The organism is Spartinivicinus marinus (assembly GCF_026309355.1).
In the GTDB taxonomy this organism is placed as follows: domain Bacteria; phylum Pseudomonadota; class Gammaproteobacteria; order Pseudomonadales; family Zooshikellaceae; genus Spartinivicinus; species Spartinivicinus marinus.
Window position 1 is genome coordinate 3,906,798 of sequence record NZ_JAPJZK010000001.1, and the last position, 13,184, is coordinate 3,919,981.

At 38.4% G+C, this 13,184-nt stretch carries 15 protein-coding genes; 9 read left to right on the plus strand and 6 right to left on the minus strand.

The genetic code is table 11. The annotated features are described in order from the left end of the window. Positions 1 to 66: 66 nt before the first annotated feature. Positions 67 to 732, plus strand: coding sequence for an energy-coupling factor ABC transporter permease (locus OQE68_RS17800; protein ID WP_180571289.1), 666 nt, complete (start codon positions 67 to 69; stop codon positions 730 to 732). Here OQE68_RS17800 and OQE68_RS17805 read toward each other — a convergent pair. Together OQE68_RS17805 and OQE68_RS17810 are read right to left on the minus strand one after the other, a co-directional pair. Then, positions 721 to 1,269 carry a response regulator transcription factor gene (locus tag OQE68_RS17805; protein ID WP_180571288.1) on the minus strand — a complete coding sequence of 183 codons (549 nt, stop codon included), beginning with the start codon at positions 1,267 to 1,269 and terminating at the stop codon, positions 721 to 723. The genes OQE68_RS17800 and OQE68_RS17805 overlap by 12 nt on opposite strands. 13 nt (positions 1,270 to 1,282) lie before the next feature. Further along, positions 1,283 to 2,392 carry an ATP-binding protein gene (locus tag OQE68_RS17810; protein ID WP_180571287.1) on the minus strand — a complete coding sequence of 370 codons (1,110 nt, stop codon included), beginning with the start codon at positions 2,390 to 2,392 and terminating at the stop codon, positions 1,283 to 1,285. Positions 2,393 to 2,811: 419 nt separating this feature from the next. Between OQE68_RS17810 and OQE68_RS17815 the strand changes: the two genes are divergently transcribed. The 3 genes from OQE68_RS17815 (at position 2,812) to OQE68_RS17825 (ending at position 5,150) form a co-directional block, all read left to right on the plus strand. Beyond that, complete coding sequence (locus tag OQE68_RS17815; RefSeq protein ID WP_180571286.1) at positions 2,812 to 3,684, plus strand: sugar phosphate isomerase/epimerase family protein; 873 nt, start codon at positions 2,812 to 2,814, stop codon at positions 3,682 to 3,684. Positions 3,685 to 3,816: 132 nt separating this feature from the next. Then, positions 3,817 to 4,137, plus strand: coding sequence for a hypothetical protein (locus OQE68_RS17820; protein WP_180571285.1), 321 nt, complete (start codon positions 3,817 to 3,819; stop codon positions 4,135 to 4,137). 266 nt (positions 4,138 to 4,403) lie between these two features. Further along, positions 4,404 to 5,150, plus strand: a complete 747-nt coding sequence (locus OQE68_RS17825; protein ID WP_180571284.1) for an ankyrin repeat domain-containing protein — start codon at positions 4,404 to 4,406, stop codon at positions 5,148 to 5,150. Positions 5,151 to 5,288: 138 nt separating this feature from the next. On the opposite strand, the gene OQE68_RS17830 is transcribed toward OQE68_RS17825, so the two are convergent. Next, complete coding sequence (locus OQE68_RS17830; protein ID WP_180571283.1) at positions 5,289 to 5,954, minus strand: YdcF family protein; 666 nt, start codon at positions 5,952 to 5,954, stop codon at positions 5,289 to 5,291. 236 nt (positions 5,955 to 6,190) lie between these two features. On the opposite strand from OQE68_RS17830, the gene OQE68_RS17835 reads away from it, so the two are divergent. The 3 genes from OQE68_RS17835 to OQE68_RS17845 all read left to right on the plus strand — a co-directional run bounded on the left by OQE68_RS17835 (position 6,191) and on the right by OQE68_RS17845 (position 7,859). Beyond that, positions 6,191 to 6,685 (plus strand): GNAT family N-acetyltransferase, encoded by a 495-nt coding sequence (locus OQE68_RS17835; RefSeq protein ID WP_255491067.1) that lies wholly within the window; start codon positions 6,191 to 6,193, stop codon positions 6,683 to 6,685. Between the two features lie 253 nt (positions 6,686 to 6,938). Then, complete coding sequence (locus OQE68_RS17840) at positions 6,939 to 7,229, plus strand: hypothetical protein (RefSeq protein WP_180571281.1); 291 nt, start codon at positions 6,939 to 6,941, stop codon at positions 7,227 to 7,229. A gap of 198 nt (positions 7,230 to 7,427) precedes the next feature. After that, positions 7,428 to 7,859: a hypothetical protein gene (locus OQE68_RS17845; protein ID WP_180571280.1), complete on the plus strand. Its 432-nt coding sequence runs from the start codon at positions 7,428 to 7,430 to the stop codon at positions 7,857 to 7,859. Between the two features lie 87 nt (positions 7,860 to 7,946). Here OQE68_RS17845 and OQE68_RS17850 read toward each other — a convergent pair whose 3' ends face one another. Continuing rightward, on the minus strand, positions 7,947 to 8,396 hold the full coding sequence (locus tag OQE68_RS17850; RefSeq protein ID WP_180571279.1) for a tetratricopeptide repeat protein: 450 nt from the start codon (positions 8,394 to 8,396) through the stop codon (positions 7,947 to 7,949). A gap of 318 nt (positions 8,397 to 8,714) precedes the next feature. Here OQE68_RS17850 and OQE68_RS17855 point away from each other — a divergent pair, with 318 nt between their 5' ends. After that, positions 8,715 to 8,906 (plus strand): phage protease, encoded by a 192-nt coding sequence (locus tag OQE68_RS17855; RefSeq protein ID WP_180571278.1) that lies wholly within the window; start codon positions 8,715 to 8,717, stop codon positions 8,904 to 8,906. A gap of 158 nt (positions 8,907 to 9,064) precedes the next feature. On the opposite strand, the gene istB is transcribed toward OQE68_RS17855, so the two are convergent. Both istB and istA read right to left on the minus strand, forming a co-directional pair. Further along, entirely contained in the window at positions 9,065 to 9,844 is a 780-nt protein-coding gene (istB, locus tag OQE68_RS17860; RefSeq protein WP_180571877.1) for an IS21-like element helper ATPase IstB, read from the minus strand. After that, a complete protein-coding gene (gene istA / locus OQE68_RS17865; protein ID WP_180571876.1) occupies positions 9,822 to 11,024 on the minus strand; it encodes an IS21 family transposase in 1,203 nt (400 codons plus the stop codon). The genes istB and istA overlap by 23 nt, the downstream gene beginning before the upstream one ends. A gap of 395 nt (positions 11,025 to 11,419) precedes the next feature. On the opposite strand from istA, the gene OQE68_RS17870 reads away from it, so the two are divergent. Continuing rightward, positions 11,420 to 12,856 carry an SMI1/KNR4 family protein gene (locus OQE68_RS17870; protein WP_180571858.1) on the plus strand — a complete coding sequence of 479 codons (1,437 nt, stop codon included), beginning with the start codon at positions 11,420 to 11,422 and terminating at the stop codon, positions 12,854 to 12,856. Positions 12,857 to 13,184: the final 328 nt, after the last annotated feature.

A 13,184-nucleotide genomic window follows, 5' to 3' on the forward strand; every position in this document is an offset into this window, starting at 1 on the left:
ACCTGATGCTGATGTACCTATCACAGGTATCTACTACGACTTTCTTTTTTATTGCAAGGTATCATTTTGAGTTTCGCAGGCTTTTTATTAACTGATCTCCAGGTGTTTGGTTCGTTGGTACTATTAGGCGCTGTTTTGTTAGTTGCTTGGTTGTTTCTGGACATATCTGCCATTTTAGCTGATAGCGGGCTACAACACCGGTTTGGCGCCAGTATTTTTTGCTTGAGCCTGTTGTGGCTGATTCATCGAGACTTTCCGATAGGTGTCAGTCTGCATTTCTTGGGTATGTCCGCTGTTACGCTAGTTATTGGTTGGCCTAGAGCAATTATGAGTGGCTTTGTCGTGTTAGCACTACTGACATTATTTCAGCAGGCTGATTGGGTAAGCTTTGGTGTTAATGGGCTGGTAATGATCGTAGTACCAGTAGTGGCTATGCAGTTATTTTATCAATGGATAGAACACTTTCAGTCACGCAATATCTTTACCTATATTTTTGGCATTGGCTTTGTCGGATCTTTATTTAGTGCTTTATTAGTGATTGTGGCAGTAATTATTGTTCTATGGGGGAGTGATGGTTTTGAGTTTCCAGCTAATTGGCCTGACTATCTACCCTATACACCGCTCATTGTTATGCCTGAAGCGGTTATTAATGGCATGGTGGTTTCTGCGGTAACGGTATTTAAGCCTGATTGGGTCATTACGTTTAATCAGCAAAAATACTTAAATCGTTGACTTTTTACGTTCACCTACTTGTAGTTTGCGCTGTAGAGTACGTCTATGCATACCTAAAGCCCTTGCTGTGGCAGAGACATTGCCCTGATTTGCTAATAACACTTTCTGTATGTGCTCCCACTCAAGTTGTTCAACGGTCATGGGTTTTTCACTTAATTCAGGTATAGGGTTAGTCTCTTGCTGAGTGAGAGCTGTTTCAATTTCTGTTGCAGTTGCGGGCTTGCATAAGTAATTGTTGGCTCCTAGCTTTACAGCTGCAACCGCTGTAGTAATAGAGGCATAACCGGTTAATACCAGTAAATTTGCATTTGGTGCATGTTGTTTAACTATTGGGATAACTTCTAAACCAGACTCATTTGCTAGTTTGAGGTCAATAATTGCAAATTGAGGAGTAAATAATTTAAGCAGTTTGCATGTGCTTTCTATACAGCAGGCTGTAATGACTTCATAACCTCTCTTGCGCATTGCACGAGCCAATACCTGAAGCAAGGCTGTATCATCATCAACAATTAGTAAGATGGGGTGTGTATTACTCATCAATTAGTTCGCTTTATGGGTGTGTCACTAAAGGTAGCTGAATATGGGTTTCGGTACCTTGTTCGGCGTGATTTAGCAGCGTAACAGAACCGCCCAGTCGTTCAATAGAGGCTTGGCTAAGGGTTAAACCAAGGCCAAATCCTTTGTCAGGCTGATTAGTGTAAAAAGGAGTGCCGAGCTTCTCCAAGTTGGCCATATCCAGGCCTGTCCCAAAATCTCTAATGACTATTTCAACATGTTGTTTAGCTGTTTTAGCAAAAAGCTGAACCTTTTGGTGGGATTGATCTGCAGCATTATTTAACAAGTTTAATAGTGCCTGGGGTAAGGAGGCATCGGCTAAAACTTGTGAGTCTGCTAAATCAGTAGTATTCGATTCAACTGAAACCTCTGGTCGAAGCACTTGCCAGCGTTCTAGTAGTTGGTCAATAATTTTTTTAATAGGTTGTTGGGTGGGTTGGAGGCTGACCTGAGCTTCCGCAATCAGTGTGCGAAGGCTTTGCTTGCATTGACTTAATTGGCTTGTTAAACAATTGAGATCTTCTGCAATGGCAGTGTGTTGCCGATAATCCTGCTGCATTTCATTAACTAATAACATCATAGTGTTAAGTGGCGTATTTAATTCATGGGCTGCACCAGCTGCCAGGCTTCCGACTGCAAATAACTGTTCGTTACGTAAGTCTTGTTCACGCTTTATCGCTAGTTGCGCTTGATGTTGTCGTAAAGTTTGCGCCATTCGAACAACAAGGCTGCATATCAGTAGAGCGCTTAAGCTGAAGTTAAGCCACATGCCTACAACATGTAGGTTAATCATTTGAAATTGCTGTGTACTATTATCAAACACTGGGATCAGTTGAGGTAGTGGCTGGTAGAAAAATAGTAACAGGGTATAACTGCTTAAACAGATTAAGGTAATGGTAACAGTAAAAGGTAATGCCAATGTAGCAGCGGCAATAATGATGGGGATGAGGTAATAAGAGACGAACGGATTGCTTGCACCACCACTAATGTAGAGTAGTAGCGTTAGTGAAAAGCAGTCAAAAAGTAGCTGGGCAAAAAACTCCCATTCACTGACAGGTGTCAGCTGTCGAAAGCGCCAATATGTAAAAATATTAACAACCCCCATTACTAATAAGACACCTGCAACTAGCTGAGTGTTTATGATGAGTGGTGTGTAATTAGTGGCTAGCAATAATATAACGCACAAGCTGCATAAAAATACGGTGCGTACCATGCCCAGGCGAAATAGGTTTTGCCGAGAAACAGAAAGGTTTAGTGGAGCTTTAGAGAAAAAAATCATAACTCAAAAAATGGGCGATTACAGCAAATGAGTCAGTATAACCCACTTAAGATAATCGCCTAAAGTTAGGCCTGTATCCAGGCTCAAGCATAGAACGTTGTTACGAGCCGCTAGTGTATCTTTATCTATCATAATTGACTATGTGGCAGACTGTCGCAGGCTTGCGTGCGGGTACTAAATAGGTATATTATCGCCTTAAATGATAATAATTATTATTCGTCTTTTGGCGATCCTAAGGATAGACCATGTACTCAGTACTCAATGTAACAGATGATATTACCCACTGTGGAAACTTGGGGCATGTTGTTAATGAAGTAGAGTTAGCATGTAAGCTTGCTTCTAGTTATGGGTTTGATGGCATTAATTTAGATATCGCGCGGCTAATACAAAAGCGGTTCACGGTAACAGATGTCAAACAATTGCTGGGAGAATACCAACTAAGGCCTGCTGCATTTAGCTTGGATGTAGACATGTACTGTCGTCATTCAGAGCAGGACTACTTAAAAAGTTTACATACTTTTGCTGAGCAGGCTGCTTTTGCTCATCAAGTAGGTAGTGACGCTGCACTTTTCTATATCCCCCCCTTTTCAGATAATTTGTCGTTTAATGATTATTTTCAGCTAATGGTAAAGCGGCTGAAGCAACTAAAGCCAATTTTAATTGAGCATAAAATTAAAATTGGCTTTGAGTTTATTGGTCCAGTTGAAACAAGGTTAACCACCCATTACGACTTTATTCATACTATTGATGGTGTTAGAGCATTAATTGCAAGTGCAGACTTATATGGTTATGCTGGTTTTAAGCTAGATGTACATCACTGGCAATATAGTGGTGCGGGATTGCTAGACTTAAAACATCTTGATACAGAGTATATAGTGTATGTTGAATTAAATGATGCCTTGAATGGATATCATCTATTTAATATGCCTGAGTTTACTCGGGAGTTACCATTGGTAACAGGTGTGACGGATATTTCTGGTTTTATACAGTCCCTAAAAAGTAAAGGTTATGAAGGCCCTGTTACAGTTGAGCCATGGAATGATGTAATAAAAAAAATGCCATTGCAAGAGGCAATTCAAACTGTTAAACATTCATTAGATCAGTGTATAGCACTTTAACTATCGTATATTCAACTTTACCCTCTGTTAGCTAAAATACCATTTAAAGACTGTAACTTGCTGAATTATAAGTGAGGTTAGTAATAGGTATAAATTTTGCTGAGTTTTTATTAGCTGAATTTGGGGGTAGTTATGGGTATTCAAGTTAGAAGTAAAGATCTCAAATATGCCTACTTAGAGCACTCAACAAATAATGACTCGCCTAAATTTATTGGAAAGCCAGATAAAACCACTTTTTATCGATATGAAGTGGAAGAAGTTATTCCAATGTTGGAAAAGGTGCTCGAGTATTTAAGGTCTTCGAAAAAGACGTATAAACAATTAAGTAACCGTAAATCGTATAAAAAATACTTGCATACATTGGAGGATATGATTAGAAAAGATCTACCTCGAAAAAAACAGCGTCGAGAAGAAGTATTTGACTGGTTGCGTGATAACTTTTCCTGTTCATAAGGCCACTGTCAATATATTTGCTATTTAGTTTGTTTCTACTAGACCTTGATGACTAGCTTTTGTTTGAGCAAAAAACTAATTTTTAATAACTTTACAATATGTAATTTGCTTTTTTCTAACTAATTGAAAATTATAGGTATTTTTATTGGCACTAAGCTTGCCTCTATTAAGTTAAAGGTGCTCAAATAGTAAATTGTTGTAACTGGTTTGAGGTTTATTTATTAAGTCATCTTGTTATTTGATAGATGGAAAGAGAGGTTCACCAAATGGCTGCAGTAGATGATAGAGGATGCGCTATTACCGAGTTTTTGATTTCTCGTGGAGGGAACCTTGATTTACAAGACGGTGGGGGATTCACACCATTAATGCATGCAGTGTGTAAAAGCCGTGTTGATACAGTGAAACTTCTATTATCTAAAGGTGCTAATCCAAACTACTGTAATAGAGGTCAAACTATATTAGAGATTGCTGTTAGAAAAAGTAATCGAAAAATAATTAATTTATTACTTGAGAATGGTGCGAATATTAATTTTCAAGATAATAAAGGGGGAACACCACTTTATCAAGCGATTAGAAATAAGCAAATTGAAATTGTTTGTTTGTTGCTTGCTAAAGGAGCAAATCCGTTTGCACGCACTTATTTTGGTGGGACTACCCTGATGACTTCGGCCTTTTCAGGGGATAGAGACTTATTTGACTTAATGCTGGCGCAAGGGGTTGACCCTGATTTGCAAAACAAGCATGGCTGGACAGCACTCATGTTTGCGGCCAGACATGGATATAAGTCAATTGTAGAATCGTTATTAATTCGAGAGGTTAAATCAGACCTTAAAAACCATAAAGGAAAAACAGCTGCATTATTGGCTAAAGAAGGTGGACATGAAGAAATTTATAGGATGATCAAACGTTATGATAGTAATTGGTTAAGAAAAATAAAGTCCATGTTTGCTAAACCTATAATTGAAGAAGAATATGATTTTTCTAGACAAGCACAAACTGTAGAGGCAGAATAACACTGTTTATTGTTACTCTTATTGAAGTTGTCTTTATTCCTCGGAAAATAAAAATTTTGCACCTATCATAACCTATTTCTAGATATGGGTGCGGTTTATTGTTCTAAAATAAACTGCATCCATAAATAGGGTAGTCATTTAGTTTTGACTGCGTATAACTTTGATAAGCCAGCTGTATGTTGCCTGTGGTAAAAGGTAACTAAGATGAGCAGCCCAATCATAATGGACATTAAACCATAGTTCAAAGTAAGATGCAGCTGGGTTTGGTTGTGAGAGGGAAATCGGTAAGTAAGTGATATTTAGTGGGGAGGGGTACTGCTCGATGATGCCTTTCAGTCTGTATAAGTGAAGGGCAGTACTTATAACTTGAACGCTTTTCCATTTCTGGTTAGCAATAACTTGCTTTGCATTTTTCCAGTTTGTTTGTGTGTCAAAAGAGTTTTTCTCAATCAAAATAGCAGAAGTTGCTACCCCTTGGCTGATGAGGTATTGCTTCATTAACTCTGCACCATAAACACCTTTATCTGGGCGAGAGCCTCCTACACATAAAAAAGTGGCTGTAAATCCTTGTTTGTATAGCTGTAGTGCATGATTTAGACGGCGTAAGGTTTTATTACCCAGTGCAGTATATGTTGAATTAAAATTACCCATTAAAATAATGGTCGCATCTGCAAAGGGCGCGGCTTTCTGGGTAAAATGGTTATTGACATAAGTTAGCCATGATATTGCTAGGACTAAATTAATAGCAAACAATAATGAAATGATTTTTAGTATTCTGTTTTTAACTTTACTGAAGTAATGCATAAGCATTATAGTAATAATGGTTATATAGTCTTGAAATGATATTAAGTATTGCTTGCTAATACAAGAAATCGTATAAATATCACTTTATTTCATGCTACTAATGATGAGAGCTGTATTGCAAGGCATAATACCAATATATACATGTCTATCATGAGACATGAAGGTAGGCTGATAAAGTGCTGAGGTATATGACATCAGTGAAACTTGTGATTTTAGTGAAATAATTATTGAAAAATATGGCATTATCAATCAAAAAAGTTATAACAGAAAATTTTGCTGCTTTTAAAATGCTCTGGCAGTTTTATGAATACGATAGGTCTTACTATTCAAAAGAAGATTTGGAGCTTGATGGCACTTTTGATATTGATGAGGAGTTTTTTTTAGATATTGCTACAGGCAAAGAAGAGGGTGAGGCTTATTTGCTGTATTTCAATGATATGTTATGCGGTTTTGTATTTATTGAGCCTACAGAAATTGCTGGACAAGAAATACCTGAGCTAGCTGATATTTTTATTTTGCCCAAATATCGAGGTAAAGGTTTAGCTTATCTTGTGCTTAAACAGCTAATGTTTAAAAGCCCAATGGCTTGGCATATTGCTATTTATAAGGATGATAAGAAAGCTCGAACTTTCTGGCAACATGCCTTTAAACGGTTACCTTTTAAATCAGTTGATAAGATAGAACCATCAGAAGCCGAAGGGTTTCAGGAGTTCATTGTTGAAATAAGGTAAACCTAATATAGGGTTTTAAAATAAAAAATACTAAAATAGCTGACAATGACGAATAGTTTATATATACCTATCATAACCCAAAAATGACTTGTGATAGGTATAAAGAATGGTACAAATCAACCCCGAAAGCGTTGGTATTTTTATGCTTGAAAAACGGATTCACTCGGTTTATGCCAGGAGGGCAACGAATACAACACCCTTTGGAGAATAAGCCTGCTAAGCACGTCGTTACATCATTGAATGCGAAAGGTAATTGAAGGAAAAGCTACAACAGGAAGCCCAACCTGCCCAGCCAGAACTGAACTTGCAATCCCTTGTTACCAACCTGTTAGATCGTGTGCGGATGTTGTTGGTCTTCGAAAAAGGCAGCCTGGTGCACACAAGTGCAATTAAGGAAGATGAGCTACTTACATCCACGGAACCAAAATACCTGGCTCAGTTTGTTCGCGAGTGCATGCCAGATTATGCTTTGATTAAGAAAGCGAGTGTGTTGAAGATTAAGCAGTTGTTGGCGGGATTGGGGGAAACACTAAAGACATTCTGAGATAGGGCTAACCATCATCAACTACTGCTATTAATTGGGTCCCTCTGTAATGTGATAGAAAGTTTTACAATATGGTTAGAAGGGGAACACCTAAAAACTCTTTTAAATAAATCATACTGGTGCTTATAGGTTACAATATAAGAAAAAGCCTGTTTGACTATAATTTTTGATGAGGGTTTTCAGCGCTGGACTAAAGACATGAGTTTTTTTAAATTTGTTATTTTAATGCTAATTTTAGGTGGGCTTTATTACTATTGGAACTTCTATAGTGATAGTTCAAGCGGATTAAGCATAAGTAAAAACTCAAGTGGGACAAACTTAAATAAATTTATTCCTGTTGTAATGCCTAATGAAACAAAAACAAATCATGTTATGATTTTGGCTCCTGCGAACTGTTCGAGAGAAGAGGCTCGTCGTGCACGTGAACTAGCTGATCAATTAACTAAGTTAGGTATTCCAAATAGCCTAATAAGCTCTGTGTCATTTAGATTTACAAAAGAACAAGAGCAAAAAATGCAACAAACAGCGAATATACTAAATGGTAAGGTGCCTATCGTACTTTTTAATGGTCTTGGGCAAGAAAATCCTTCCACTGAAATGGTTGTTGCTACTTATTTTAGCTCTAGATAATTGCTTCCATAGCCCCCTACTTGGGGGCTGATAAGTTCATGGCTAGGTGATTGTTTTTGTGCAGTATAAACAACGATAAATTAAATTTTACAGGTTCAACTCTATTCTCATAAAATCAAACTGCTTTTCATCAGGAAATATTTCTAGTGCTTTATTAGCAGCCTGCTCAGCTTTGTCTTTTTGACCTAGCTTCAAGTAAATTAAGGTGATAGCAGCCCAGGCACTATTATTGACTCTGTTAATTTCTGTGATTTGCTTGTAGCAGGCTAGCGCAGATTTAAACTCCCCTAACTGGGTATGACAGCCACCTTTGTAATGCAAAATACTGGACTCTAAATACCCTTTACCCATCGACTTTAAGTTAAGCTGTAGCAATGAGTTAGCAAGGTCCAACGCTTCTTGAATTCTATCTTGATAATAGACAGAACGCATTTTTTCATATCGTAATTTGATATTTTCTGTTGACGCATCAGCCTTGTTAAAAAATAAATTAAGGGCTTTCTGATGGTAAAATGGGAGAACGTTATTTGACGCCATATATACTACGCACTGCTATGATTTAGAAACACAATCTTCAAAATAAAATCGATAAATATCTAAAATCCTTTTTTGATGGTCACTAACCTTTAACGTGTTAGTTAATCGCGTGTGCAATATATATGATTGAATGTTTTCTGAACAGTTGTGTGTTTGAATATGAGATAAAAGTCACATAGCCTTACAGAGTCTTTACAGATAAAAATTTCCCCTAACCCTCATCCAATGCCCGTTGTAGGTCCAGCTTATTCCTGATGGGGTCGCGTTATTCATTGATATTGAGCATGCGTCGGAACATAAAGCTCCAAAAAGCGAACAGTGGCCTGGGTCAAACAGTTGGAGGCCCATGAAGGCGGTAGTATCTGGGGCTTAGTCGCCCGGAACCGGGATTATTCACCAGTAAGCATCTCACCGGTTTTTACTTATGACTTCGGGCATATTTTGCGCTTGTCTTCTGCAGGATTAACCAATCAACCAAACCTTCACTTAAAAGCACTCAATCAGCGTTAGTCATAAGAGTAAGCTACTATGGATGAAAAACTATTAGCGGCGTTGGGCCTGGAGCTACGGTGGAGCAGGCAATCGTCAGATTTGAAGTAAATGTTTTGTCAATGCCAACTTAAAAAGTCCGCTGTTTGCCAATTTAAAATGTCCGGTTTTTAGCACCATTATGATGCCTCTTCTTTTGATTTAGTCGCATTTGTTACTTTTGTTAATATGCCTGCTTTACGTTTATCTTTCAGTCGATAGCTTTCTCCTTTAATATTGATTGTCGTTGAGTGATGAAGAAGCCGATCTAAAATGGCTGTTGCAATCACTTGATCACCTAGCACATCACCCCAGTCAATAAAGCTTTTATTTGACGTCAGGATGATACTGGCTTTTTCATAGCGTCTGGCAATTAAGCGAAACAGCAAGCTCGCTTCTTGATGAGTTAATGGTAAATAGCCAATTTCATCCAGCACGAGTACCCGAGGGTAAATTAATTGTTGTAACTGACGATCCAGCCTATTTTCTAATTCCGCTTTTTTGAGTTTTGTCATTAATTGTTCAAAGCTAAGAAATAACACACGCTGGCCTGCTTCAGCCGCTTTAACCGCTAAGGCAATGGCTAAATGGGTTTTACCAACACCGGGAGGACCAAGTAGGACGACATTTTCAGCCTGCTCAATAAAACGAAGTGAGGTTAATTGACGAATCACTTTTTTATCTATGCTGGGCTGAAAACTAAAATCAAATTGCTCTAATGACTTAACCCATGGTAATCGGGCCTGCGTGAGCCGTCCTTCTAGCCCTTTTTGATAACGGCCTGCCCATTCCACTTCCAATGCTTCGGTTAAAAACTCCTGTAAATTAAGGCTTTGTTGTGTGGCTTGTTCACAGACACTATCAAGCTGTAGGGGTAAATATTCAAACCGGAGTCGTTCAAATAGTTGGCAGAGGTTCATCGATCACCTCCTGATAAATGGCTAAACTACGTTGCTCTACGGTACATTGAGCCCAGAGAGCACGATGATGATCTGCTTGTGTTTGCCATCCTTGCTGTATCGGCTGCAGTAAATGCCTCGTCAGAAGTTGATGATTTTCTCCATCATAAATACGTAACTCACCGTCTAAGCTAATACGAATGATGACTTGTTTACCCACTTCAGAGTCCGGCACGCTATAGCGATTACCCGATACATCAATGTAGCCATCCCAATTGACCAAGCGACTTTCACGGTAACTGGTGTCATAACGTTGCATAGGAAGGGGAATTAACGCCGTTTGCTCTTGGTGAAACCGTTCCATCACGGGCGCTTTGTAGGTGCCATGAATACGCTGATCGGCTTCTGTTTGCAACCATTGTTGTGCCTGCTGATTTAAATGATCCAGGCTGTCAAATTGGCGATAACGCTGGAAAAAGTGGTGCTTAATATACCCCACCATCCGTTCATCCTTGCCTTTGGTTTGCGGGCGCCTTGGACGACAGGCTTTTGGCATAAAATCATAGTGACTGGCCATATCCAAAAAGCGTGGGTTAAAACGGACATGACCACCTGGGCTATGGGCTAATACTAAGGCTTTTTGATTATCAACAAGCACTTCCTGTGGAATGCCACCAAACCATTGGAAGCTGAGAATCAGGCTTTCTAGTGTATGCTCCGCATCCATACACTCTGTTGCCCAAAAATAAAAACGACGGGAGTAACCTAAAGTGTTAACTGAAAAATAAATTTTCTTTACTTGACCTGCAATGAGGGTCTCGATTTCTCCCCAGTCATGCTGCAACTGCTTCCCTGGTGGGGTTTCAAATCGTACCGTTGCTTTTGTTTTTCGTAATGGTCGCTTCGGTGTAATATAAGCGCGCAACAAACTGGTGCTGCCATCATAACCTAGCGCTACAATTTCACGAAAAATAACCACTGCATTCCAGACATCTTCTTGCAATAAACGATCAATCGTTGGCTTATAAGGATCGAGTTTACTGGGTTTTGGTTTGCGCGATTTTGATGGCGGCGATCCACCTTGCTGTAATACCCGCCTTACTGTTCTTTCACAACAGCCTACACGTTTAGCAATATCTTTTTGGTAAATCCCTTGGCGATGTAAGTGGATTATCATGTGATAGTCCTCCTGGCACAGCATGACCACACTCCAGTGTTGGTGATATCACTAACAGCATGGTCGATTTAATGAGAGGACATTTTATTTTGGCAATCATAGGACTTTTAGCACTGGCACTGACAGTTTGAGGGGATAGGCAGAGCAACTACGGCTTTTCCTGATGAATTAACCTTGCCACTGTTGGCCAATGACCAGAGCGTATCCAATATTATTAAGGATCCAAATTATAACGGCCCTACCTGGTATGTGATGGATACTACCATACCACCCGAGTGATTAAACCGCATCGGATGGTATGGGTGGAGGGGGTGGTTTAGTGCTATTTTGATTGATAGCAAATAGTTATTTATTTTAGTAGAATGCAATGTTACGTTTCTGTAACAAATTGTTTGTTGAAATCTTAAAGAAGTATCATCATGTCTAATATCAGTATTATCTCTACTCACTATGAAACCATCAAAAAGTGGATGAAAGTCAATTTTCCAGAACGTTTGGCTGGACTAAATGGCCCGGCATCATCGGAAACTATTGCCAAATTAAAGGCGTATTTTCCTGATATACCAGAGGATTTTCTAGCCAGCTTAGCTGTACATAATGGGGAGTCAGAAGATAAAGGGGGCGGTGAAGATGAAGATCGTTATTTACTACCTGGAATTTCTATAATGTTGTCTGTAGATGAAATCATCTCTTATTACGAGCTTAAAAAAGAATGGCACGCAGATGCCCAAGATGATGAAGATGGCTTTTATGATGAAGAGGATGAGTACGACCTTTTATTTTCTGCACTGTATTACCATCCAGATTGGATTCCTATAGCTAAAGATATTTATACAGTCAAGGGATTTACTTATATAGATATGGCCCCTGGTCCAAAAGGTACTAAAGGACAAATAATCGACGTTTGTGAGAGTGATACAGTAGTACTTGCTCCCTCTTGGAGTGACTTTTTAAAAAGCTATGGTGAAGACTTAGAGTCTGGAGAGTATTACATAAATGAAGAGTCTGGAATTATTTTTGAAAAAGATGAGTATGATGATGAAGGTGAGTTAGAAAATGAGGATGAGCTAAATTTAAGTGAAAAAGAGATAAAATCTGTTGCCATTTCTGAATCAATTATTTTTCGAGGATTAGGCCGAATAACAGAGAAAATTAATAGTTTTATACGAGAATTACCTGAAGCTGAAAAGCTAGTAAGTCTTGTTCAAGGTTATAATATTCCAGATGATGGGCCGTTAACTAAAAAAGAAAAAAAAGAAGAAACTAAATTTAGACAGAAAAAAGAAATAGTAGATATTGACTCTCAGCTCATCCAAAATGGATTTGATGAGGTTGGTATTATGCGGCTTAATAACGGCTGTATTGATATGCAGTTTATAGTAACTGTTTTTTATAACGTTGAGCTTCAGTTATATGCTCAATGGTGGCATACGTCAGATACAGCTTTGTATGGTCTTAGTTTTATAAATTTTAATAATCCTGAAGGCTGTATATCAATAGAATGGAATAATACAGGTAGTTCATTTGAAGATGTTCGCGGGATAAACAATCGGTGCGAGGTTTTAAGTAAGTGTAACTTACAAAAGATGATTGAAAAAGCAAATATTTTTGAGAAGCAAAAAACTGTAAAACCACAGCAATATATTGAGTATTATGGTAAAGCTAACTTGCAGCGTGCAAAAGCTTATATTGAACAGCCAGTTGAAAATTTATTGGCGTTTAGCGGATTAGATATATCTCATAAGGGTAGGGTCTTAATGTTTATTAACTCAATTAAACAGCCTCACGCTCAAGTAATCGACTCTTTTATTAAACAATTAGAGATACTTAAACTTGGGTTAGTAAAGTTTGAATAAATATTTGAGTTAAGATGATCTATCTTTTTTCCCCACCACTCCTGTTCCCCTATAACAGGAACCATGCAAATCAATCAATTACTCAAGCCATCCATCAGAGAAAGATACAAGTGGTCAAGTAAAACTCAATGGTTTTTGGTCTTAGAATGGTAAGATCGAACCAAAGATAGAAACTGCGAGAATGCGGTTGTCAAAGTTGAATTGTTACAGGGTGGTGGCCCAAACCTATGTTTGGCTACAGTTAATGTGTTGTGTACTCAGTGTAAGAGTGTACTTTGTAAAAAGTCATTTATATTGGATTATAGCAATTAAGCTTACCAGCCAGGGG

What these genes read in the sequence shown, in the direction of transcription:
- OQE68_RS17805 (WP_180571288.1), bottom strand. Translation starts at nt 1,269, where the DNA reads ATGAGTAATACACACCCCATCTTACTAATTGTTGATGATGATACAGCC.
- OQE68_RS17810 (WP_180571287.1), bottom strand. Translation starts at nt 2,392, where the DNA reads ATGGGGGTTGTTAATATTTTTACATATTGGCGCTTTCGACAGCTGACA.
- OQE68_RS17815 (WP_180571286.1), top strand. Translation starts at nt 2,812, where the DNA reads ATGTACTCAGTACTCAATGTAACAGATGATATTACCCACTGTGGAAAC.
- OQE68_RS17820 (WP_180571285.1), top strand. Translation starts at nt 3,817, where the DNA reads ATGGGTATTCAAGTTAGAAGTAAAGATCTCAAATATGCCTACTTAGAG.
- OQE68_RS17825 (WP_180571284.1), top strand. Translation starts at nt 4,404, where the DNA reads ATGGCTGCAGTAGATGATAGAGGATGCGCTATTACCGAGTTTTTGATT.
- OQE68_RS17830 (WP_180571283.1), bottom strand. Translation starts at nt 5,954, where the DNA reads ATGCATTACTTCAGTAAAGTTAAAAACAGAATACTAAAAATCATTTCA.
- OQE68_RS17835 (WP_255491067.1), top strand. Translation starts at nt 6,191, where the DNA reads ATGGCATTATCAATCAAAAAAGTTATAACAGAAAATTTTGCTGCTTTT.
- OQE68_RS17845 (WP_180571280.1), top strand. Translation starts at nt 7,428, where the DNA reads ATGAGTTTTTTTAAATTTGTTATTTTAATGCTAATTTTAGGTGGGCTT.
- OQE68_RS17850 (WP_180571279.1), bottom strand. Translation starts at nt 8,396, where the DNA reads ATGGCGTCAAATAACGTTCTCCCATTTTACCATCAGAAAGCCCTTAAT.
- istB (WP_180571877.1), bottom strand. Translation starts at nt 9,844, where the DNA reads ATGAACCTCTGCCAACTATTTGAACGACTCCGGTTTGAATATTTACCC.
- istA (WP_180571876.1), bottom strand. Translation starts at nt 11,024, where the DNA reads ATGCTGTGCCAGGAGGACTATCACATGATAATCCACTTACATCGCCAA.
- OQE68_RS17870 (WP_180571858.1), top strand. Translation starts at nt 11,420, where the DNA reads ATGTCTAATATCAGTATTATCTCTACTCACTATGAAACCATCAAAAAG.